The sequence below is a fragment of the Streptomyces sp. AC627_RSS907 genome, from assembly GCF_019049165.1.
The window spans coordinates 127,869-150,861 of the sequence record NZ_JAGMUE010000127.1 but is presented as its reverse complement, the minus strand read 5'-3'; the positions used below and the strand labels follow the sequence as shown (position 1 = coordinate 150,861).

General features: G+C 73.6%; 17 protein-coding genes. 4 read left to right on the top strand and 13 right to left on the bottom strand.

The window, feature by feature from the left end:
* Positions 1–114: 114 nt before the first annotated feature.
* Positions 115–924, top strand: a complete 810-nt coding sequence (locus KUM32_RS26835) for a family 16 glycosylhydrolase (RefSeq protein ID WP_217144532.1) — start codon at positions 115–117, stop codon at positions 922–924.
* A 191-nt stretch (positions 925–1,115) separates the two neighbouring features.
* Here the strand turns inward: KUM32_RS26835 and KUM32_RS26830 are convergent, their stop codons facing one another.
* Positions 1,116–2,978, bottom strand: coding sequence for a hypothetical protein (locus KUM32_RS26830; RefSeq protein ID WP_217144531.1), 1,863 nt, complete (start codon positions 2,976–2,978; stop codon positions 1,116–1,118).
* An 874-nt stretch (positions 2,979–3,852) separates the two neighbouring features.
* Here KUM32_RS26830 and KUM32_RS26825 point away from each other — a divergent pair.
* Complete coding sequence (locus KUM32_RS26825) at positions 3,853–5,031, top strand: Cmx/CmrA family chloramphenicol efflux MFS transporter (RefSeq protein ID WP_217144530.1); 1,179 nt, start codon at positions 3,853–3,855, stop codon at positions 5,029–5,031.
* Between the two features lie 46 nt (positions 5,032–5,077).
* Here the strand turns inward: KUM32_RS26825 and KUM32_RS26820 are convergent, their stop codons facing one another.
* The 3 genes from KUM32_RS26820 to KUM32_RS26810 form a co-directional block, all read right to left on the bottom strand.
* Positions 5,078–6,259 (bottom strand): anhydro-N-acetylmuramic acid kinase, encoded by a 1,182-nt coding sequence (locus tag KUM32_RS26820; protein ID WP_217144529.1) that lies wholly within the window; start codon positions 6,257–6,259, stop codon positions 5,078–5,080.
* A gap of 157 nt (positions 6,260–6,416) precedes the next feature.
* The gene (locus tag KUM32_RS26815; RefSeq protein WP_217144528.1) at positions 6,417–7,988 is read right to left on the bottom strand and encodes a sodium:solute symporter; all 1,572 of its coding nucleotides are present in this window, start codon (positions 7,986–7,988) and stop codon (positions 6,417–6,419) included.
* Positions 7,989–7,996: 8 nt separating this feature from the next.
* Complete coding sequence (locus KUM32_RS26810) at positions 7,997–8,995, bottom strand: N-acetylglucosamine kinase (RefSeq protein ID WP_217144527.1); 999 nt, start codon at positions 8,993–8,995, stop codon at positions 7,997–7,999.
* A 198-nt stretch (positions 8,996–9,193) separates the two neighbouring features.
* Between KUM32_RS26810 and KUM32_RS26805 the strand changes: the two genes are divergently transcribed.
* Together KUM32_RS26805 and KUM32_RS26800 are read left to right on the top strand one after the other, a co-directional pair.
* Positions 9,194–10,138, top strand: coding sequence for a MurR/RpiR family transcriptional regulator (locus KUM32_RS26805; RefSeq protein WP_217144526.1), 945 nt, complete (start codon positions 9,194–9,196; stop codon positions 10,136–10,138).
* A 243-nt stretch (positions 10,139–10,381) separates the two neighbouring features.
* Positions 10,382–10,954 (top strand): dihydrofolate reductase family protein, encoded by a 573-nt coding sequence (locus tag KUM32_RS26800; protein ID WP_217144525.1) that lies wholly within the window; start codon positions 10,382–10,384, stop codon positions 10,952–10,954.
* Between the two features lie 85 nt (positions 10,955–11,039).
* Here KUM32_RS26800 and KUM32_RS26795 read toward each other — a convergent pair whose 3' ends face one another.
* From KUM32_RS26795 to KUM32_RS45425, 9 genes are all read right to left on the bottom strand, one after another.
* Positions 11,040–12,383 carry a phosphatase PAP2 family protein gene (locus KUM32_RS26795; protein WP_308408726.1) on the bottom strand — a complete coding sequence of 448 codons (1,344 nt, stop codon included), beginning with the start codon at positions 12,381–12,383 and terminating at the stop codon, positions 11,040–11,042.
* Between the two features lie 203 nt (positions 12,384–12,586).
* Positions 12,587–13,141, bottom strand: a complete 555-nt coding sequence (locus tag KUM32_RS26790; RefSeq protein ID WP_217144553.1) for a TetR/AcrR family transcriptional regulator — start codon at positions 13,139–13,141, stop codon at positions 12,587–12,589.
* Between the two features lie 22 nt (positions 13,142–13,163).
* Complete coding sequence (locus KUM32_RS26785) at positions 13,164–14,000, bottom strand: alpha/beta fold hydrolase (protein WP_217144523.1); 837 nt, start codon at positions 13,998–14,000, stop codon at positions 13,164–13,166.
* Positions 14,001–14,154: 154 nt separating this feature from the next.
* Positions 14,155–15,078, bottom strand: coding sequence for a sugar nucleotide-binding protein (locus KUM32_RS26780; RefSeq protein ID WP_217144522.1), 924 nt, complete (start codon positions 15,076–15,078; stop codon positions 14,155–14,157).
* Positions 15,075–16,193: an ROK family protein gene (locus tag KUM32_RS26775; RefSeq protein WP_217144521.1), complete on the bottom strand. Its 1,119-nt coding sequence runs from the start codon at positions 16,191–16,193 to the stop codon at positions 15,075–15,077. Before KUM32_RS26775 ends, KUM32_RS26780 begins: the two co-directional genes overlap by 4 nt.
* Positions 16,174–16,548, bottom strand: coding sequence for a cupin domain-containing protein (locus tag KUM32_RS26770; RefSeq protein ID WP_217144520.1), 375 nt, complete (start codon positions 16,546–16,548; stop codon positions 16,174–16,176). Before KUM32_RS26770 ends, KUM32_RS26775 begins: the two co-directional genes overlap by 20 nt.
* Complete coding sequence (locus KUM32_RS26765) at positions 16,545–17,711, bottom strand: sedoheptulose 7-phosphate cyclase (protein WP_217144519.1); 1,167 nt, start codon at positions 17,709–17,711, stop codon at positions 16,545–16,547. The genes KUM32_RS26770 and KUM32_RS26765 overlap by 4 nt, the downstream gene beginning before the upstream one ends.
* A complete protein-coding gene (gene malQ / locus KUM32_RS26760; RefSeq protein WP_217144518.1) occupies positions 17,683–19,785 on the bottom strand; it encodes a 4-alpha-glucanotransferase in 2,103 nt (700 codons plus the stop codon). Before malQ ends, KUM32_RS26765 begins: the two co-directional genes overlap by 29 nt.
* Positions 19,782–22,988: an HAD hydrolase family protein gene (locus KUM32_RS45425; protein WP_217144517.1), complete on the bottom strand. Its 3,207-nt coding sequence runs from the start codon at positions 22,986–22,988 to the stop codon at positions 19,782–19,784. Before KUM32_RS45425 ends, malQ begins: the two co-directional genes overlap by 4 nt.
* Positions 22,989–22,993 lie beyond the last annotated feature (5 nt).

Genomic DNA, 22,993 nt, shown 5'->3' with positions numbered 1-22,993 from the left:
GTTTCGATTCCGTTCGTTTCTGAGCGAACGGTGCGGGAATTGTTGACGGTTGCCGTGTCCGGTACGACTCTGCGACGTACGCCCGCCCCACCCGCACACGAGGAGGCCCCCGAAATGACGTTCAGCCGTCGCGCGTTCCTCTGGTCGACCGGCGCCGCCGCCACCGGTGTCGCCCTGGCCCGTCCCGCCGCGGCGGACGTGAGCCCGCTCGCCTGGGAGACGGTCATCGGCACCGATACCTTCACCGACTACGGCGCGCTCGAGTCGGCCTGGAACTACCTGTACCCCTGGGGATCCGACCACAACGGCACCGCCCGCATGTACGCGAGCAGCACCGACCACAACCACGTCCACCTCGAGCCCGGCGGAGTGCTCGTCCTCAGGGCGTCGCGCATCGGCTGGGACGAGGGCACGAGCGGCAAGGACCCCCACCTGCCGATCCGCTACCACTCCGGGGCCATCCACTCCAAGGCACACGTGGTGGTGAACGACCAGTACCCCGCCTGGGAGGTCAAGGGCGAGTTCCGCGCGCCCTCCGCACGGGGCACCTGGCCGGCCTTCTGGCTCACCGGCGCCGACAGCTGGCCCCCGGAGAGCGACATCCTGGAGTTCAAGGGGGACGCCCGCAACTGGTTCAACACCTACGACGGGGGCTGGGACAGTACGCCCGTCGCGGTCTCCGACCCCGGCGCCTGGCATGCCTACCGGGCCTGGATCACCAAGGCCGGCGCCACGGACGTGGACATCCACTACTACCTGGACGGTCGGTGGGTCGCACAACACCGGGCCGGCGACTTCGTCGGCGCGCCGATGGACGTCATCATCAACCTCCAGATGGAAGGCTCCTCGGGAACCCCGGGCCCGTCGGGCGACACGTACTACCGCGCCCGCAACGTCTACGTCGGCCGTGCCGTCAACGGCTGACCGCTCGGGGTGGCACCCCGCCGCCGCCCCGTCGGGCCGGCACGGGCGGAGGAGTCGGCCGCGCCGCTGTCCGACCGCATCGTGATCCGTGGCGGGGCCCGTGAGCCACCCGGGCCACCGTGTCCGTGAGCCCTGTCCTCCACATCGGCACGGAGGCCCTCACCGCGGACTGCTCGTGAGGCCCGCGCAGGTCAGGTGGCCGAGGGGAGCGGGGGGAGATCCGGCCCGGACGGGACGCCTGCTTCGATGGACGTGATCAGTGCGCGCAGCGCCTGCACCGCGGGCGGCTCCGGAAGCGTTCCGTCCAGCGCGGCGAGGGCCCGGCCGGCGCGGTTCCTGGCACGGCTGCGGCGACCACGGCGGTGGTCCGCACAGGCCTGCGCGTAGCGGGCGGTGAGGACGGCCCACGCGTCGTCACGGAGATCGGGCCGGGTGAGTACCCGCCGTGCGGTGCGGGACGCCGCGCCGGGCGCGAAGCCGGCTTCGGCGACCGCCTGGGCGGCCAGGCTCACGGCGGGGGACGGCCCGCCCACCGCGCCGACCGGAATGAGGGCGGCGGCCTCCGCGAAGTGTTCCGCGGCGGCCTCCGCGTCGCCGCCGTGGAGGGCGAGCACCCCCTGGACATGGGCGATACGGCCGACCGCGGCGTCGTCTCCGGCCAGCACGGCCTGCGGCCAGGCGGGGCCCAGCAGGCCGAGCGCGGCCTGGGGATCCTCCGCCGCGCTGAGCCAGGCCGCGAGCCACCGGCCGTTCCTGGCCGCCTCGCTGTCCGGCGGGCCGTACGACAGCAACCGCGTCAGGCACCCGAGCGTCTCCGGCGCACGGTCGTGGACCAGCCACCAGAACCACAGACTCACCATGGCCTCCAGCGAGGCCTGGGCCTCACCGGCACACTCGGGGGCGTGGAGGCGCAGCGCGGTGAGTTCCTCCTGCTCCTCCCGTACGAGCCGGACCGCCTGGCTCTGGCAGCCCGCGACCCACAGGCCCTCCGCGACCCCGGCCAGCTGACGGCGGTGCGCCGCGCGGCGTTCGAGGGCTTGCTCGAACTCGCCCGCCTCGCGCAGCCGCGCGTCCCCGAAGTCCCGCGCCGCCCGGGTCATCCGATAGCGTGGCGGACGCGGTCCGCCCGGATCGCCCACCGGCTCGATCACCCTCATCGCCGCCAACTGGGCCAGCAGCGAAGGTACGTGCTCGGGGTCCACGCTGCCGCCCGCGCACAGGAACACGCCGGTGGACTCGCTGAAGGCCCCGGCGAGGACGCTGGCCCTGGCCCACACGATGCGCACCTCGCGCTCGCACAGCAGGTAACTCGACCCGACGGTGTCGCGCAGTGAGCGGTGACGGCTCAGGCGGGGGCTCCCGCTGTGCAGCCAGCACTGGTCACGCTCCAACGCGTCCGCGAGCTCGCCCACGGAGCGGCGGGCGAGCTGCTCGGCGGCCAGGCCGATGGCGTGCGGCACACCCTCCAGTGACCGGCAGATCGCCTCCACGGCCGTGAGGTCCGTCTCGTCGGCGCGGAATCCTTCCACCGCCGCGCGGGCCCGCGCGAGGAAGAGCTCCACCGCCGCCGGCCGGGCGCCGTCGGCGGGGCGGCGGGTTTCCAGCGGCGGCAGCTCCACCACCTGCTCCTCACCGAGGCCCAGTGCCCGCCGTGAGGTCACCACCACCCGCAGCGCCGGCACCGCCGCCAGCAGACGCTGCACCAGCCTCGTGCACTCCCGGTGGACCGGATCGACGTCGTCGAGGAAGAGCAGGACGCCGGGGGCGGTCAACTGCCTCACGAGGTCGCCGTGACCGGGCACCTCGGGCCGCGCGTGCCGTCCGTGCAGCGCCCGGAACACGGCCGCGGCCAGCGCCCCCGGTTCCCCGGGGCCGCGACCGTCCCACCGGACCCGGACCACACGCCGCCACGACCTCGACGTCCCCGCCACGGCCGCGGCCGCCAGGCAGCTCTTCCCGACACCGGCCCGGCCGGTCACCGTCACCAGGTGATGGGCTGCCAACGTGCCCTGGAGCGACCGGAGTTGCTCCCCCCGGCCGATGAGCCCGCCCATCACGCCACCGTCGTCCGCAGGCGTCACCACAAGACTGCCGACACTGTTCCACACGTTCCTGGCCTTCCGCGGGCTCGGGCTGCCGCGTGAGGGTGCCGCAGTACGAGGCCGGAGCCCCGTGTGCAGAACCGTCACTGCAACGGCGTCACGGCAATCCCAACGCGACACCGGCCAGAAGGTCGCGACTTCCGCGCCGGTACACCCCCCGCAACGACACCTCGAACGCCGAAGCGACCGGCGGGGGCCGAGCCGTGAGGACGGCTGCCAGAGCTCGGCGAGCGCCGACGTGGTGAGCACCGGTTCGGGAGGCCCTGCCCCGCCAGGGTGCCCTCGCGGGGAGCAGAAGGCACGCGCCGGCCGAGCGCGCGGCTGCCACGGCGAGGCCGCCGCCGGCAGGAGCCCCTGGACCGGCAGCGGGCCCGCCCGGCCCTCTTCGTCCGCGACCACACCGCCCGCGTCTGCGAACCGAGCGGGAAGGCCGGGCACGCCGTCGGCCTCGAAACCGGCAGGAAGCTCACCCCCGTGACCCTGCCGGGGGGGCACCAGCGAACTGTCGGGCACCGTCACGGGCCACTGACCCGGCGCTCGCGTCCCGGCCCCCGGCGGGCAGCCCGGCACCGGGGCCGCTCTCGCCGTGCCGCGGTGGAAACCGAGGTGCTTCACGGGCATCGGCCGGGTACCGTGCGGGGCATGTCGAGTCCTGAGTCGGACAGGGTGGGGGCTTTCGGTCACGCCGTCAGCTCCCTCAACCACTGAGTCCGTAGTTCCGCTCCACCGTCTCGCCGCGCTCCGCGGCCGGACGAGTGCGCCCGTGGGTGCTGACCGCGGTGACGAGACGACCTTCTCGTGCCTCTCCTCACCTCGGAGCCACTCGATGTTCTTCCCGCTGTATCTGCTCGCCCTGGCGGTCTTCGCCATGGGTACCTCGGAGTTCATGCTCGCCGGCCTCCTGCCGGACATCGCCGCCGACCTCGACGTCACCGTCGGGACGGCGGGCACGCTCACCACGGCCTTCGCGACCGGAATGGTCGTCGGGGCCCCGCTCATGGCCGGGCTGGCCCGCCGCTGGCCGCGACGGACCAGCCTGCTCGGATTCGTTCTCCTGTTCCTGGCGGCCCACGCGGTGGGCGCTGTCACAGCGAGCTTCACGGTCCTGCTCGTGACCCGGGTGGTCTCGGCGCTCGCGAACGCGGGCTTCCTGGCCGTGGCCCTGACGACCGCCGCCTCGCTGGTCCCGCCCGACCGGAAGGGACGTGCGCTCGCGGTGCTGCTGTCGGGCACGACGGTGGCCACGATCGCCGGTGTCCCCGGGGGATCCGTACTCGGCACGCTGTTCGGCTGGCGGGCCACGTTCTGGGCCGTCGCCGTTCTGTGCCTGCCCGCCGCGATCGGCGTCCTCACGGCGATCCCGGCGGGCCGGGCGCAGGAGGACGCGGCAGCCGGGCCGGCCCTGCGGTCGGAGCTCGCCCTGCTCAAGGGGCCGCGGTTGCTCCGGGCCATGCTGCTCGGCGCGCTGGTGAACGCGGCGACCTTCGCGAGCTTCACCTTCCTCGCGCCCGTCGTGACCGACACCGCCGGGCTGGGCGAACTGTGGGTCTCCGTCGTCCTGGTGCTCTTCGGCGCGGGCTCCTTCGCCGGTGTCACCGTCGCCGGCCGGTTGTCGGACCGGCGCCCCGGTGCGGTCGTCGCGGTCGGCGGTCCGCTGCTGCTCACCGGCTGGTTCGCCCTGGCCCTGCTGGCCGACCGGCCCGTCGCTCTGCTCGCCCTCGTGTTCCTCCAGGGCGCACTGTCGTTCGCGCTGGGCGGCACCCTGATCACGCGGGTCCTCTACGAGGCGGCGAAAGCGCCGACCATGGCCGGTTCCTACGCGACCGCGGCCCTCAACGTCGGCGCCGCCGCCGGACCGCTGGTCGCCGCGACCACCCTGGGCACCGGGGCCGGGGACCTCGGACCGCTCTGGGTGAGCGGGCTCCTGATCGCCGTGGCACTGCTCGTCGCGTTCCCCCTGCGCACGGTGACCGCCGTCGGCCCGGACGGCGAAGTGCTCCGGTGACGCACCCCCGGGACCGGAGGCAGGGCCCCTCGGCACCGGACGGGAGTCAGTGGACGGGTGCGTCGGTGACGCGGAGCACGCGCGGTGCCCGCGCGGCGGGTTCGGGCAGGCGCAGGGGCGTGAGGCCCGGCGTGATGGTGCCGAGGAGCGACGCCCGCCGCGCACCTGTCCCCGAAGGGACCGCCCCGGGCAGGCCGTTGACCGACAGGAAACCGAGGAGCGCGAAGGCCAGCGACTCCTTGGCGTCCGGCGGCAGTCCCAGCGCGTCGCTGGACGTGAGGGGCACACCGGGCAACTCCTCGGCGAGCATGTCCATCAGCACCGGGTTGTGCGCGCCGCCGCCGGAGACGATGAGCCGGGTCACCTCGTGGGCCCGGCAGGCGTCGGCCACCGTGACGGCGGTGAGCCTGGCCAGGGTCGCCAGGACGTCGTCGGGGCCAGGGACGGGCGCCACGGCGAGCGCCTCCTGCAGGTACGGCAGGTGGAACCGCTCCTTGCCGGTGCTCTTCGGCGCCGGCCTGCGGTAATAGGGGTCGTCCAGCAGCACCCGCAGCAGCGCGGGATCGACCCGGCCCCCTGCCGCCCGGCGTCCGCCCTCGTCGTACTGGGACGCGCCCCCGGTGAAGTGCCGTACGGCGGCGTCCATCAGGGCGTTGGCGGGGCCGGTGTCGAAGGCCAGGGGGTTCGCGCCGGGCGCGACCACGGTGAGGTTGGCGATGCCGCCCAGGTTCAGCGCCGCCGGGGTGCCGGGCAGCGTGCCCAGGGCGAGGACGTCGGTCATGGCCACCAGGGGCGCGCCCTGACCGCCGGCGGCGACGTCCCTGCTGCGCAGGTCGGAGACCACGGGCAGGCCGGTGGCCTCGGCGATCCAGGCGGGCTGGCCGAGTTGGAGGGTGCCGCGGACGGTGCCGTCCTCGACCCAGTGGTACAGGGTCTGCCCGTGCGAGACCACCAGGTCCGCGCTCCCGCCGCACAGTTCGCGCACGGCGCGCACCGCCGCGTAGGCGAAGGCCTGGCCGATCCCGGTGTCGAGTACGGCGATGGTCCTGGCCGTCGTCGCCGACGGCGGCAAACTGGCCGCGATCAGGTCCCGCAGGTCGTCGGGGTACGGCACCGAGAGGTGGCCGAGGGGACGCATCACGAGGGCGTCGCCCCGCAGGACGAGATCCGCGGCGCCCGCTTCGATGGCGTCGTGGGAGGTGCCTGACATCAGGCCGATCACACGCACGGTGCCTCCTGAGGGGGACGAGAGGTCGGACGGCGCCCGGGGAACGGGGCGAGTGGCCCTTCCACGAGACGCGGCACGTGACCAGGGCACGCAGTGGACCCCGTAGCCGGGGCGGGCGCCGGTCGGAACGGCCCGCCCCCGGCCGCGGGTGCGGTGGTCACCTCCGCCCGGCCTCCGTGGTCAACGGATCGTGCCCGGGCCCCGGTTCACCTTCCACCGGGCCGCCCTCGCCGGTCGCGGGCGCCCGGTGCAACAGGCTCAGCACACCGCCGACGACCAGGGTGACCAGGACCCCGACGGGCACGAGCCACTGGGCCGCGACGGCCTGGGACGTGGTGGTCCCGCCCGTGGTGACGTCGATCTTCACCCCGCGCACGACGTAGGTCATGACCCCGATGGTGACCAGGAAGGCCACGACGGAGTCGGTCTCGTTGGCACGTGTGACCAGCCGCCCGAGGAGGAACGCGCCGAGCAGCGCACCGTAGGTGTATCCCGCGATGGTCAGACCGGTCAGATAGACGTTGCCCGTGCTCGTGCTGAACGCGCAGGCGAAGACGGCCATGAGGGTGGCCCACACCAGCGTCATCCAGCGGGCGAGCCTGAGCAGCGCCTCCTCGGACGGTGTGCTGCGGAAGAAGCTGTGGATGATGTCGGCGACCGTCGAGTTGGACATGGAGTTCAGCGCCGAGGACAGCGACCCCATCGCGGCGCCCAGGATGCCGGCCACGAGGAGACCCGAGACGACGACGGGCAGCCCGTGCAGGATGAACTCGGGGTAGAGGTTGTCGGAACTGGACAGCCCGAGCTCCGCGAAGGACCTGCCCTGGTTGTACGACCACAGCAGCGCGCCGACGAGGGAGAACGCGGCGAACTGGACGGTGACGAAGACACCCGAGGCGATCATGGCCTTCTGGCCCTCGCGCAGCGTGCGGGTGGCCAGCACGCGCTGCACGATCAGCTGGTCGGAGCCGTGGCTGGCCATGGCGAAGATGGCGCCGCCGACGATGGCCGTGGGCAGGGCGAACGCACTTGTGAGGACGTGGGCGAGGTCGAAGTCGGTGTCGAAGAGCGCGAACCGTCCGGCGTCCCAGGCGCGCGCGTAGCCGTCAGCGCCGACGTGGGCGGACAGCACCGCGACGGCGAGGACCGCGCCACCGAGGTAGAGGCCCATCTGGATGGCGTCGGTCCAGATCACCGCCTTGATGCCGCCCAGGTAGGTGTAGACGACGGTGATCAGCGTGAGCACGATGATGATCAGGCGGTAGCTCGCGTGCACGCCGAACTCGTCGAGGAGCAGTTTGATCGGGATGGCGGAGGCGAACAGCCGGACGCCCTCGGCCAGGAGCCGGGTGAAGACGAAGGTCACCGAGGCGAGCCCCTGCAGCTTCGACCCGAACCGGTCGCCCAGGTACTGGTAGGCGCTGACGAACCCGCCGCGCTTGTAGAGGGGGATCAGCACGGTGGCCACGACGACGCGGCCGACGACGTACCCCAGGGCGAGTTCGACGTTGCCGAACGCCTGTCCGCTGTAGGCGCCTCCGGGAACGCTGATCACGGTCAGCACACTGGTCTCGGTGGCGACCACGGAGAAGGAGACGGCCCACCACGGCATGTGGCCCTCACCGACGAAGTAGTCCTTCGCCGACTTCTGCCGGCCGGCCTTGCGCAGGCCGATCCAGGCGATCCCGATCAGGTAGACCACGATCACCACGAGGTCGAGTTGGCGCACACTTGCTCCTAGACACTGGCCGGTGGTGTCTCCGGCGTGGGGGGAGGGGTCGTGGACGTCGTCCGGCGGACCCGGACGACGAGGGATTCGTGCGGCGCGGCGGCGTTCAGGGCCAGCAGCCGGGCCCCGTCGAGGGGGTCGCCGAGGGGGTCGTCGAGGCGCAGGGGGAGTCCGGAACCGGTGATCTTCTCGGTCAGCGGTGTCATCAGGGCGGAGCCGATGCCGGCCAGGCCACCGGTGATGGTGACGGGCAGGGTGGCGTCCCCGGCGATCCGGCGAACGGCGGCGAGGACGGTCTCGCCCAGGGCCGCGGCCGCGTCCTGGACGATCGACGAGGCGACGGCGTCACCGGCGTCGGCCGAACGTGCCACCTCGGGGGCGAACGAGGCGGCCGTACGAGCCGGATTGCCGTCCCGCCCCAAGGTCAGCGGCAGCCGGTCCGGGTCACCGAAGCGGTCGACGGCGGCGCTCAGCAGCATGGTGGCCGGACCGCGTCCGTCGTGAGCGCGCAGTGCCGCACGCAGCCCGGCCGTGCCGATCCAGGCGCCGCTGCCGTCGTCGCCGAGCTGGGGCCCCCACCCGTCGACGCGGGCGTACGACCCGTCGGTGCCGATGCCGACCGCCACCGCGCCGGTGCCGATCGCCAGCACCACACCGGCCCGGCCACCCAGAGCGCCGGCGTGGGCGGTGACGGCGTCGCTGGTGACGGCGGCCTCGTGGGTGGGCAGGTCCTCCAGGAGGGCCGTGACCAGGGAGCGGGCCGCGGCGGGAGCGGAGGCCGCTCCCGCCGCGCCCACGAGGACGGTACCGAGCCGGCCTCCGCCCGCCTGCTGGAGGAGGGGGCCGACGGCGGCTCGTACGGCTTCACGGGCCGCCGCCACACCGCCGGGGGCGGCCAGACCGGGGGCCCCGGGAACGGCCCGGACGGACCGGGACGACTCGGTGGTGTCCCACAGCACGGCGCGGCAACCGGTCTTCCCGAGGTCCACCGCCACTACCGAAGTCATACGGCCTGCCCTTCGCCCGAAGGAATCCGGCACGTCGGAAGCCACCAGATCGTCGGTGACCGGTGCGGATCGCGGTCCGAGTATGGGAAGGCCGCGCTCCGGATGTCAATAAGTGACGTCGCGTCGAGCAGAAGCGTAAGTTTTTGACGCCCTCCGGACGGGCCGACTACCGTGTGTCCACCAGACCCAGGAGGGACCATGGTCCGCCAGGCCTCACCCCGTACGCCGGAGCAGTCCGCCCAGGACGCGCCGTCCGCCGGCATCCTGGTGCGCGTCCGGACGGCCCGTCCCTCCCTGGCCCCCTCGGAACGCCGAGTGGCCGACGCCGTGCTGGCCGACCCGGGGCAGGCCGCGGAGCTGTCCATCAACGCCCTGGGGGAGCGGGCCAGCACCTCGCCCGCCACCGTGATGAGGTTCTGCCGGGCCGTCGGCGTCGGCAACTACCCCCAGCTCCGCCTGGCCCTGGCCGCCGCCGCCGCGCGGGAACACGCCCTGGGCGGTGAGCGCGCGGCGCGCGGCGGTACGGACATCAGCCCGACGGACACGCTGGACGAGATCGTCAGCAAGATCATCCACAACGAGGTGCGGGCCCTGGAGGACTCGGGCGCCGGACTGGACGTCGTGGCCCTGAGGCAAGCGGTCGACGCCGTGGCGACGGCCCGGCGGACCGACATATTCGGGGTGGGGGCCAGTGCGTTCGTCGGGCAGGACCTGCACCAGAAACTCCACCGCATCGGCCACCTGGCGTTCATCTGGAGCGACCGGCACGCGGCGCTCACCGCCACGGCCCTGCTCGGACCCGGCGACGTGGCGCTGGCCATCTCCCACTCCGGCGAGACGGAGGACACCGCCGAACCCCTTCAGGCCGCGGCCGAACGGGGCGCCACCACCATAGCCCTGACCAACGACCCGGACTCGACCCTGGCGACGAGCGCCGACCTCGTGCTGACGACGTGTGTCCGGGAGACGCCGTTCCGGTCGGGCGCGACGGTCAGTCGCATCGCCCAGCTCGCCGTCGTGGACTGTCTCTTCGTCGGCGTCGCCCAACGCTCCTACGACGCCGCGACCACCGCGCTCGAGGAGACCTACGGGGCCGTCCAGCGCCGTCGGCGTCCCGCCCGCCGCACCACGGCAGGGCCCTGACCGGCCCGGCCCGCGACGGAGCACGCCCTCCGTGCGGGCGTGCTCGCCCAGGCGGAGGAGCGGCCGGACGGGCCGGCGACCGGTGCCATGAGCCGGGCCGGTCCGCGAAGGGCGACGACCGATGACTTTTTGCAGGGCCCGGAGTCAAAGCCCCCGACCAGCACGCGGGAGCACCGCAGGCGCTCGAAGCGTGCACTGGCCTATCGTTCGTCCGACCAGGCACGAGATACCCAGGAGCCTCAGATGCGCACCCTGATCAGCACCGCTTTCCTCTCGCTCGACGGCGTCGTGGAGGCCCCCGGCGGCGAGCCGGGCTACCGGAACTCCGGCTGGACCTTCAAGCACACCGAGTTCCTCCCCGAGGCCTTCGAGATCAAGGGCCGGGAGCAGAAGGAAGCCACCGCGGTGCTGCTGGGCCGGGTCAGCTACCAGGCGTTCAGCCCGGTGTGGCCGGACATGGAGGACTTCGCGGACTACAGGGAGATGCCGAAGTACGTCGTCTCCAGCACCCTCACCGAGGACGACCTCGTGTCGAACTGGGGTGAGAACACGATCCTGCGTTCGCTGGACGAGGTCGCCGCGCTGAAGGAGACGGAGGGCGGCCCGATCATCGTCCACGGCAGTGCGGCCCTGAACCGGGGCCTCGCGGACGCCGGCCTGATCGACCGGTACCACCTGCTCGTCTTCCCGCTTCTGCTCGGCGCGGGCAAGCGCCTGTTCAGCACGACGGACAAGGACACCCAGAAGCTGAAGCTGGTCGAGCACGAGGCCTACGCCAACGGCGTGCAGAAGCAGGTCTTCGACGTCGTCCGCTGAGCGGACCCCCGTCCCCGCCCGCCGGAGCGCGGCGAACGCCTTCCGTGCCGCCCGGGGCTCGTGAAGGCGTTCGCCCCGCCACGGCTCAGACGAGTCCGGGCTGCGGTTCCGGCCGCTGCACCGGCGCGGCCTTCGGTTCCCACAGTCTCGTGGTCCGCACGTACCCGAGGATCACCGAGCCCATCGCCAGCAGGAGAAGGGGGCCGAACACCCACGGATGCCCGGCCATCTCCATCGGCAGATAGCGGTACGACACCAGGAGCAGGGCGAAGACCGTCGTGCCGTAGGCGACCAGCGTGACCGCCGACCGGTCCCAGCCGCGGTCGAGCGCGCGCATGGCCGCGTCGATCGTGAGCGCGAACACCACGCCGGCGATGAGGTCCACGCCGTAGTGGTAGCCGAAACCGAGCGTCGCGCAGAGCGTGGCGATCAGCCAGAAAGTGCCCGCGTACCGAAGGACGCGGGGGCCCTTGCGGGAATGGACGAAGATCGTGGTGGCCCACGCCGTGTGCAGGCTGGGCATGCAGTTGCGGGGTGTGACCTCGTCGTACAACACCGGGTGCGGGGTGCTGACCGGTGGTGGCGTGTCCGGCCACAGGTTGGCCACCGCCCACTCCTCGCCGCCCGTGCCGAACGCGCCGGTGCCGTAGGTGAAGATCGGCCCGACCACGGGGAAGATCATGTAGATGGCCGGCCCTAGGAGGCCGATCACCAGGAAGGTGCGGACCAGATGGTGGCCCGGGAAGCGGCGCTCGACCGCCACGTTGCGCAGCTGGTACAGCGCGACGACGGCCGCGGCCACCGCGAGCTGGGCGTAGACCCAGTCGAGGACATGGGCCCCGACCGGGCCGGTGGCCTCGATGATCCGGCCCGCCACCCACGACGGATCGCCGAGCGCGTGATCGGCCGTCACCACGTATTCGTCGAGTACCGTCGGGCGGGTCTTCGAGGTGATCAGCAGCCAGGCGTCGCCCGTCTTACGGCCGGCCACCAGCAGCAGGCCCAGTCCGACGCCCTTCAGCATCAGGAGACGCTCCTGACCGGAGCGGCGGGTGAAGGCGATGACCGCACAGCCCAGGATTACCCACAACGCGCCGTTGCCGAAGGTCATCTTGGCGTCGACCGCCCACCGCACCAGGGCGACGACGACGTCGATGCCTATCGCGGCACCGGCCGCGACGAAGCGTTGCCGCCAGGTCAGGACCACCATCATCAACGCCATACTGGCGTACAGCAGGGGCCCCGATTTGGGGGCGAATATCAATTCCTGCGCCTGGTTGGTGATCGGCCCGGGCAGGCCGTAGCGACGCGCGGCGATCTCCAGCGTGATGAGGAACGCGAGGGTCACCACACCTGCCGTGGCCCACAGCAGCACCCGTGGCTGACGCCACGAGGCGAGCTGGATCCTGCCGTTTATTCGCGAAAGCACCCGCGATGCTATAGATATCAATTTTTTTGGCCGATTTTGGTAGGGGTTGGCTAAATGATTGGCTTTTCATGCCAGGCGGCATGGTTTTCCGGTGCGGAGTGGTCGATGGGGCAATCCACGAGAGCTCGAACATGTTATCGGGGCGGTACGGGTGGTTTTCACCGGTCGCGGGTGGTGCCCCGGACGGGCGGACCGGGCGCGGTTCAGACCGGCTGCCGTCCTCGGCACATGGCGCGCAGGCCCCGGTCGGCGAAGGCGACCAGCCACTCGAAGCTCTCGTCGATGTCGGCGCTCCACTGGAAGGCGTTGGCCGCCTGCAGGGTGGCGAACCCGTGGCAGAGGCTGCGGAGCATGCGCAGGGCGTGGTCCACGTCGGACTCGCCGACGTCGTAGCCGCGCAGGACCGCCATGAAGGCGTCGAGCAGCCGCCCGCCCGCGGCGGCCAGCGGATCGTCCGGGCCGGACGGTTCCATGCCGATCGTCGCGGCGTACCGGCCGGGGTGTTCGAGGACGAAGGCGCGGAAGGCGCGCGCCGCGGCCGCCAGGGCGTCGCGGCCCGCGTACCCCTGTACCGCACCGCCGACGGCGTCGGCGGCCTCGTTCATCGCCAGGACCGCGATGCGCCGGACGAGGTCCTCCTGACCGCCCACGTGCTTGTACAGGGAGGGGGTGCGCACGCCCACCCGCTCGGCCAGTGAACCCATCGTCAGGTGGGCGAGCCCCACCTCGTCGGCGAGGGCGGCCCCGGCCGCGACCACGGCCGCCGGGTCGAGGCCGGCCCTAGGCACGGGCCACGCCCGGCCGGAGGAAGGCGAGCACGAGCGAAACCACCTGGTCGGGGAACTGGTCGTGCGGGTAGTGCCCGGCGCCCTCGATCATCTCGAGACGGCCGAGGCCGGACGGCAGCGCGTCGACGATCGCCGAACCCTCGGCGTGCGGGTCTGCCCAGTCGGGGTCTAGGGTGCCCATCACCACCAGGACCGGGCAGCGGACGCCCGCGAGCCGTGCGCCGGCGTCGGTCGGCGTGCTGCGGCCCATGCCCTGCAGGGCCTTCATCCGGCCGGGTTCGCGCAGCAGGGAGTCGACGCGGTCGAGCCGGTCGGCCCAGTCGGCCGGCTTCACCCCGGGGTAGGCCACGTCGAGGTACGAGCGCCAGAGCGGCACGCTGCCGAGCAGGCCCGCGCCGAGCAGCCGCAACATGCCCTGCCGGAAGCGCTTCACCCGCAGGTCGCCGACGCGGACCGTCTGCCCGCGGGTGAACGGTGCCAGCTCGACGACCGCCGTGATCAGCGAGGGCTCCTGCGCCGCGGCGATGGTGGCGGCGCCGCCGGAGGCCGAGTGGCCGACCAGCACGGCGGGGCCGCCCAGGTGGCGGACCAGGGCGAGCAGGTCGCCGGCGATGGCGGTGCGGCTCCAGGACGGCCACTCGATGCTGGACTCGCCGCAGCCGCGCAGATCGACCGCGGCGACCCGGTGGCCCGCCGCCACCAGCCGCGGCATCACGGCACGGTACGCGGCGCGGCTGTCGCCCATGCCGTGCGCGAGAACGATCAGCGGGCCGGAACCCGCCACCTCGTAGGCGATCGTGCCGCCGTCGACGGCGAGGTACTCGGTCATGGCATCCCCCTGGGTGGCTAACGTGATTAGCTAAAAGCTATTCCTGTTAGCCACCCCCTGTCAACGAGGAAGCCCCCCGGGCGTGGGGCACGCGTCCCCGGGCGTGGGACACACGTCCCCCAGGCGAGGGGCACACGCCGAACCCGGCGAGGGCTCAGCGCGCCGCGGTGAAAGCCGGCGCCAAGTACCGGGCGCCCTCGCGCACACCGCGGACGGCGATCGACCGGGTGGCCGGGAGCCGGCCGAGCAGTGAGCTGGTCAGGCACGCGTTCTCCGGGCGGGAGGCGTACCGGGTGGCCGCCCGCGGCACGGGCACGACCAGGCGCGGCGGCGCCCCCAGCGCCTCGGCGACGGTCGACGCCCACACCGCACGGCTCACCCGGTCCGGTCCGCCCAGATGCAGGACCGGAGGAAGCGGCGCCCCGGCGTGCAGGACGGCCGCCGTCACCTCTGCGACATCGTCCACCAGCACCGGTGTCGTCCACTGGTCCTGCGGCACCGTGAGCGACTCGCCGCGCAGCAGCCGGTGCGCGCACGCGGCGAAGAAGTTGAGCCACTTGGCCGCCTCCGCCGGTTCGTGGCCGTAGACGAGGCTGACCCGCAGCACCACGGCGTCCGCGGCCGCGCCGAGCACGATCTCCTCCGCGCGCAGCTTCGCGCGGCCGTACGCGTTGGCCGGGGAGACCGGAGCGTCCTCGGCGTTGTCGGGGCGGGACCCGTCGAAGACGTTGTCGGTCGAGATCATCACCAGCCTCGCCCCGCCGGCCAGCGCGGCGAAGTGGGCGGCCGCCGCGGTGTGCGCCGAGACGGCCAGGTCCGGGTGCTCCTCGCACCAGGTGACGTCGGAGGGACCGTGCACGAGGACGATGCGTCGCGGCCCCAGCCGGGCCACGAGCCGGGCGCACGCCTCCCGCTCGGTGGCGTCCAGGGCGTGCCACCCCACACCCCGGACGTCCGGGAGGTGCCCCGGCCGGTGGCGTGAGGCGACGGCGACGGGCTCGCCGCCCGCGGCCAGCCGCCGGGCGACGGCCGTGCCGACGAAGCCGCTGCCGACGACGAGCGTGCCCCCCGCGCTCATCGCGCGCCCGCCCGGGACAACCGGTCGGCCAGCAGCCTGCCGACGCCGATCAGACCGTGGTCGTCGTCGGGTCTGCCCAGCGACACCATGGCGTCGACCGCGGCCGCGTCGAGACCGAAGCAGCCCAGCCTCACGAGTTCGCCCACCAGAAGCTCCCGGTAGCGTTCCCCGATCGCCAGGGCGAAGCCGCCCATCACGACGTACCGGCACACACCGATCGACGTGAACACGGCCGCCACCGCCTGCGCGAGATGGGTGAGCGTGCCGCGCAGCACCCGGGTGGTGAACGCGTCTTCCTCCCGTACCGCGGCCGCGATCGCCGGGTTGTCGATGCCGGAGACCCGGCCCCCGCAGCGCGCGGCCAGCCCGGACCGGGCGAACCCGGAGGGATCGGCGTCCGCCGCGCGGCGGACCGCGGCGAGGACGCCCCGCCCCGAGGCGATGGCACCGAGGTGGCCGCGCCCACCGCAGTCGCACAGCGGCGCCCCGGGGGAGGGGTCGCACACCCAGTGCCCGAGTTCGCCCCCGTGGCCGTCCGCGTCCAGCAGCACGTCGCCGCCCCGGAACACCTTGTTGCCTATGCCGGAACTGACGGTGATCAGACAGAACGGCTCGGTCTCCGTCGCCGCGTAGCGCCAGGCGGCGGCGGTCAGGTCGTTGACGACCACGACGGGCACGCCGATCCGCTCCGTCAGGAGCTCCGCCAGCGGCAGCGGGTCACCGCGCCGCCCCCACACCGTGGGAGCGGCCAGGACCAGGCCGCCGGCCGAGATCGGCCCGGCGAACGCCACACCGACGGCCCGCGGCGCCGTACGCGGGGTGTGCCGGCCGGCCTCGTGGACGATCTGGTCCACGACACGCTGCTGCAGGACGGCCACCGGGTCCCGCGGATGACGGGCCATGCCCTCGACCGGGACCCGGCGCACACGGGTGACGGACGCGGTGACCGGGTCGTAACTGCCGGTGCGCAGCGTCGTGCCCCCCACGTCGAGCACGGTGAGGACGCCGTCGAACGCTCCGGAGCCACCGGCGGGCGCGGCCCCCGCCGCGCCGTGCGCCGGGGCACCGCCCGGCGGGGCGACGGCGGCGAGTCGGTCAGACTGCGGGACGGTCATGGAGCTCCTCCTCGAAGACCAGGAGCCACAGGTCGCCGGTCGAGTCGTTGACGAGGCCGTGCTCGCCGTACGGACGGTTGACGACGACGTCCCCGGTGCCGACGCGGAACTCGGTCCCGTCCCGGTACATCAGGCCGCTGCCCCTGAGCACGACGTACGTCTCACGGTCGCGTCCGTGCCGGTGGCGCCCTATGGAGGTCCCGGGCGGCAGCACGGCGATGTCGATGAACTCCGCTCCGACACCTCCCTCCGGCCGGGAGAACACGCGGTGGGCGAGGATCGTGCCCAGCCCGCCGTGGTCGTGCTCCTTGCCCCGCAGCAGCGTGTCGAGGTTCACCACGTCGCGGGCGGTCACGAGTCCCGCCCGTCACGCGCCAGGGCGTCCAGGGCGGCCCGCAGCACGTCGGCGGGCACGTCCTCCAACCGCTCCACGAAGTCCGCCTTGCCGATGCCGGTCGGCACCACGAGGTGCAGCTTGCGTCCCCGCCGCTGCCAGGACGCCTGGAGGGCCTGCGTCATCAGCTCCGGCGTACAGGTGGCGACGTCGAACAGGGGAAGGCCGATGCGGCGCAGCAGGGACACCACACGCTCGCAGCTCTCCGCGTCGACGAGGCCCATCAGCCTGGCCAGGTGCGCCGACAGCGCCATGTCCACGGCGACCGCCTCGCCGTGTTCGAGGCGGTGTCCGCCGGCCGTCTCGATCACCGGGCTGAAGGTGTGACCGAAGTCGACGAGCCGGGCGAGGTCGTGCTCCCGGAGATTGGGGCACAACTCCTCCATCATCAGCCGCATCGAGGTGCGCACCACATAGGTCTCCAGCGCGCCGTCGGACGTGCGCAGGAACGCGTCCGGGTGCTCCTCCAGCGCCTGGAAGAGATCGGGGTCGAGGATCACGGCCATCTTCACGATCTCCGCCAGGCCGCAGCGGATCTCCCGGGCCGGCAGGGTGGCCAGCAGGGCGGGGTCGTTGAGCGACGCGTGTGCGGGGTGGTAGGCGCCGAACATGTTCTTCGTGTTCAGGGCGTTGACACCGGTCTTGACCCCCACGCCCACGTCCACCTGCCCCACCAGGGTGGTGTTGACCTTGATGTAGCGGATGCCGCGGGCGTACATCGAGGCCGCGAAGCCCACGATGTCCGCGACGATCCCGCCACCCACGGCGAGCATCACCCCGTGGCGGTCCAGGCCGCTCGCCTTGGCGACGGCGCACACCTCTTCCACCGACGCGAGCGTCTTGTTCCGTTCCCCGGTCCCGATGGTGTGCACGCTCCAACTGCCCGGCTCCAGGCGGGCGTCGAGGTAGGCGCGCAGCCGGTCACCGTAGAGCCGGTGCACCGTGGGACCGACGAAGGCGACCACACGGCGTCCCGCCACGTAGCCGGCGAGGAGCGGGTTGTGAGGGTCGAACACTCCGTCGGTGACGTCCACGCGGTACCGCGTGCCGTCCGGTGCCAGCAGGTCGAAGCCTCCGGAGTCCTCACGGACCCCCTCAAGCTGAGCAAGAGCCTGGCCTGACATCTCTCTCCTCGATCTTCGTTCCGTGCGGTTCGCCGTCGGTGAACACGTGGGCGACGGCCTGTAGATGGGGGTGGTCGGGCAGGTCCTCGAGCGGCACCGGCCGACCGAGCCGGTCCGCCACGGGCAGCCTCCAGTTGGGGTGCACCCGCGCCGTGCCGGGAAGGTTCTGGGGTCTGCGGTCACCGGTGGCGTCCGGCAGCCAGACGCCGAGCAGCGTCGACGGCGTGCGGGTCAGGAAACGGTGCAGGGCGACGACCTCGCCGTCTGCGTCGGGCAGCAGATCCAGCCGGCGCAGTTCCTCCAGCCAGCCGTCCCGTTCGGCCGCCGCCTGGGCCTTCTCCTCCGGTTCCGGGCGGGTCAGCAGCCCCAGCCGGGCCCGCAGGTCGACGTGTTCGCCGCTCAGCCAGGCCGCGGTCGTCGGCAGGTCGTGCGTGGTCAGCGTGGCCAGGCAGTTCCTGCGCCACCGTCGCGCCGGCAGCGGGCCGTGCCGTCCCTCGGACCCGCCCAGGTACTCGAAGCGCTGCACCGAGGTGCCGAGCACGCCGCGCGCGGCCAGCTCCTCGCGGACACCGCGCTCCACCGTGCCGAGGTCCTCGCCGATCACCGCCACCCCGGCGCGGTGCGCCTCCAGGAGCAGGACGCCCAGCATGGCCTCGGCGTCGTAGCGGACGTAGGTCCCCTCGGACGGAGGCCGGCCCTCGGGCACCCACCACAGCCGGAACAGCCCCATGACGTGGTCGACCCGCAAGGCACCCGCGTGCCGCATGCCGGCGCGCAGCAGCCCGGCCAGCGGCCGGTACCCCTCGGCGGCCAGCGCGTCGGGCCGCCAGGGCGGCTGGCCCCAGTCCTGTCCGAGGGGATTGAAGTCGTCCGGGGGAGCCCCGACGCTCATCCCGCCGGCCAGGCAGTGCTGGAGCGTCCAGGCGTCGGCCCCCTCGGGCGCGACACCCACCGCGAGGTCGTGCACCAGGCCGATGTCCATGCCCGCGCTCTTCGCCGCGCGCTGGGCGGTGGCGAGCTGCTCGTCGGTGATCCACGCCAGCCAGCGGTGGTACGCGACGGCTTCCGCCAGCTCCCCGCGCGCCTCGGACACCCGCGGCGACCGCGGGTCGCGCAGCCCGCCGGGCCAGGACCGCCAGGCGCCACCGTGCACCTCGGCCAGCGCGCACCAGGTGGCGAAGTCCGTCAGGTCCTCGCCCTCACGGGCGATGAACGCCTCCAGAGCCGCACGGCGGCCCGGGGACCGCGGCACCTCGTACACCCGGCGCAGCGCCTCGTGCTTGAGGGCGCGCACCGTCTCCCGGTCGATCAGCGTCTCGCCGCGCAGCACCCGTTCGTTGAGCGCCCGGGCCCGGGCGGCGCAGGAGTCCACCGCGCGGCGGGCCTCCCCGTCCAGGTAGCGGTACTCCGGCACCTCCTCCACCCGGACGTGCATCGGGTCCGCGAAGCGTCGCGAACCGGGCCGGTACGGTGACGGATCGGGCAGCGGCCCCGGCTCCGCCGCGTGCAGGGGCCCCAACTGGACGAACCCGGCTCCCAGCGCCCGGCCGGACCAGGAGGCCAGCTCCGCCAGGTCGGCCAGGTCGCCCATGCCCCAGGACCGGCGGGAGAGCACCGAGTACAGCTGGATCAGAAAACCCCAACTGCGCCGCTCGGGCACCGGGATCCGCCCGGGCACCGACAGCAGCGGGGCCGTCGCCCGCCGGCCGCCGGCGACGGCGTGCAGGACGTGCGCTCCGGGCGGCAGCGGCGCCGTCGGACCGCACTCGCCGCCGTCCTCCAGGGCGACGCGGGCCTCGGCGCCGGGCGGCAGCCGCAGCCGTACGGCTGATCCGGCACGGGCGACCACGCAGGGCGGAAGCAGCCTGTCCGCGTCCGCGGCGTGCCGGGCTGTGAGGGCCCGCCGGGCCGCCTCCGGAGTGCTCGCGTCCACGCCGCACGACGCCAGGACCGCGACCAGGGTGTCCGCGGCGACGGTGACGCCCTCGCCCCGGTCGGTGACGTACTCGGTGCTCACGCCGTGTGCGCGGGCCAGTTCCCGCAGGGAGGCGTCGGGTGCCGTGCCGTGGTTCATGTTCCGGCCTCCACGGGCGCGAAGAGGCGTTCCAGGACGTGGGCCACGCCGTCCTCGTCGTTGCCGGGGGCCACCTCGTCGGCCATGGCCCGCAGGTCCCGGTGGGCGCCCGCGACCGCCACGCCGTGGGCGGCCCAGGCCAGCAGCGGGATGTCGTTGGGCATGTCGCCGAAGGCGACGGTGTCGGCGCCGGTGAAGCCCAGGAGCTCGGCGGCCCTGGCCACGCCGGTGCCCTTGTCCGTGCCGGCGGGCAGGACCTCCACCATGCCTTTGACGGAGTGCACGACGGTCACCTCGCCGCCCGTCAGCCGCCGGGTGACGGCGGCCAGCCGGTCCTCGTCGACGTCCGGGTGGTGCAGGATCAGCTTGTCGATGGGATCGGCCCACAGCAGGTCCCGGTCGGTGGTCACGTCCCACCCGTGCCGGACCCGCTCCCCGAAACCGGGGGTGACCTTGAACCGGCTCTCCGGCGGCGAGGTGACGATGCCGAGTTCGACCCGGCCCAGTTCCGCCTCGACCCTCTCGACGACGCCGCGGGCGAGGCCGAGGTCCAGGGCCAGCGAGGAGAGCAGGCGGTCGGCGCCCGCGTCGTACAGCTGCGCGCCCTGGCCGCAGACGGCCAGTCCCCGGTAGCCGAGGGTGTTCAGGAGGTGCTTGCAGGCCACCGCCGGGCGTCCGGTGACCACCAGGTGGTGGGCACCGGAGGCGGCCACGCGTTCCAGGGCCCGGCGGGTGCGTGCGGACACCGTCAGGTCGCTGCGCAGCAACGTGCCGTCCAGATCCGTCGCCACCAGCCGGTACACGGGTGTGCGGGCCGGGGCCGTGTCCCAGACGACGCGGCCGGAACGCAGGGTCACCATGGCCACGGCGTGGCTCCCGACGGGCGGCCCGTCCAGCGTCCCGGTGAACACGCCGTCGCCGTCGGCGGTGAGCGGCCGCAGTACGGCGCCGCCGGGTGCGGGAGCCGGTTCGTCGGAGGACAGCGCCTCGGCGGCCGACTCCAGCGCGGGGCGTGGCACCGGCGGGGCGGGCAGTCCCGCGGGAGCCGGTCCCCGGCGTTCCGCGACCGGCGTGACGGACCCCGGCGCCTCGCCGTCCGCGACGGGTGGGGACGCGTCCGGGACGGAGCCCGCCGCGTCCGGACCGGAGCCCGCCGCGTCCGGACCGGAGCCCGCCGCGTCCGGACCGGAGCCGGCCGGCCCCGCGGGTGCCTCGACCACCAGCTCGACCCGGTCCGCCCCGGGATGCGCGTACCGCACGCGCCAGGTGCCGTCCGCACCGGCGCTGAGGCGGAAGCGGTCCGCCAGCCGGGCGTACAGGTCCGGCCGGCCCGCCCACCGGGCCAGCTCGGCGCAGCGGGCGAAGTCGCCCCGCTCGTGGGCCGCCGCGAAGAGCCGGTCCCAGGTGTCCGGTCCGAGATCATCGAGGCCGCACCCGAGGGCGCGGGCGAGGGCGGCGGCGTCCCCGCGTCGTGTCGCCGCGCGTACGATCAGGTCGCGGTGCCCGGCACCGGCGGTGGGGGGCAGCCGGTCCAGCCAGCCCCGCTCCACCAGTTCACCGACCGGGGGCTGTGCGCGCTCGCCGCGCAGCAGCCGGTCGTAGGCCGCCAGGCGCAGGTCCGCGCTGCGGGCCCAGGTGAACGAGCGGGCCAGACGGCGGGCGTTGTCCGACAGCCGGGCATAGGTGTCCGGTGCCGTGCGGAAGACCGCCACGGCCTGGCGTATTCGCTCCGCGAGCGCGCGGGCCAGGGCGGGGTCGTCGTCACGGAAGGAGCCGGGCACCGAGAACCCGGTCGCGGCCGGGTCCTCCAGGGGCCGCTGGTGCCCGAAGTGGGAGGTCACCCGCTGGGCCGTGGCGACCGGCACCGCGCCACAGGCCATGGCCTCGGCCTGGGCGATGAGGAAGCCGTCCAGTTCGAACTTGGAGGGGTACACGCAGAAGTCGGCGCTCGCCGCCTGCGTGAACAGGGTGTCCTCGTCGGCGAGCCGCCAGTCCAGGTGGAGTTGGCCCGGATACCGGTCGGCGAGCCGCTGGAACGCGGCGTTCGGGACCGTCGCCGGAGCGTCACCGCCGCCCCCGGTCGAGCAGCGGACCACGAAGCCGACCTCCGGATCGTCGGCCAGCACCTCCTCCACGGCCCGCATCAGCTCCAGCTGTCCCTTGTGGTGCACCGCGTAACGGGCGGCGTGGTAGAAGACCGGACCGGACACCGTCAGTCCGAGCGCCCGGCGTACCGCGGCACGGTCCACGGCGTCCGGATCGCGCGCCAGCCAGCTGTCCGCGACGCCGCAGCCGCCGGCCAGCAGCCGGTCCGGCCGTTCGCGCAGCCGACGGGCCACGGGCAGTGTCCGGAACAGGGCTTCGAACGGTGTGTCCTGCCAGGTGACGTAGTGGTCGCGCTGGCCGGGGGACACGAAGTCGACCAGGTCCGCGCCGGCGACGACCAGCGGGAACACGCCCACGTGGTCCGGGCCGTACTCGAGGTGCATCCGGGTGCCGGCCAGCAACCGGGCCATGGTGGCCTCGGGGGAGTCCTCGGCGGGCGCCGGCCCGTCCAGGGCGTCGAGGTCCCCGGCCGGCACCCCGAACAGCTCCAGCAGGCGTTCCACCTGCGGCCGGTACACCTTCTGCGTGACGGGGGCGTTCGCGGCGACCGTGCTCACCGTCCGGTACCGGTCGTCGCCGGCGAGCACCGCGGGCAGCAGGTAGTGGTAATAGGGCTCGAAGCCGTGCACGACCGCCGGGCCGTCCGCCAGCCACCGCTGGAGGAACCGCAGGCCGCCGACCTGGAACACCAGCGGCTTGACGTACGCCAGGTCCCGGCCCTCGAAGGCCGGGGGCGGGTAGAGCCGGTCCGGCAGCAGGTCCAGGAAGGCGTCGGACAGCAGGTACACGTCCACGCCGTCCAGGCGCAGCAGGTGGGCGCGGGTGTCGAGGCGCAGGCCCGTCTCGGCGGGCCGGCCCGGCCACACCTTGGGGTCGAGCACCACGGGCACCGTGTGCTCGTCGCGGTAGTCGAGTTCCCGTACGTCGAACCGCTCCCGCAGTGCCTCCAGATGGCCGTGCGCGGGGGTGACCAGCGAGACGCGGTGGCCGCGTGCCGCGTACGCGCGGGAGAGGTTCCACACGAGCGGGGACAGCCCGCCGCGCATCAGCCGGTTGTCGAAACCGCCGCACTCGAAGGAGAAGGCGATGATGTGCACCTGGG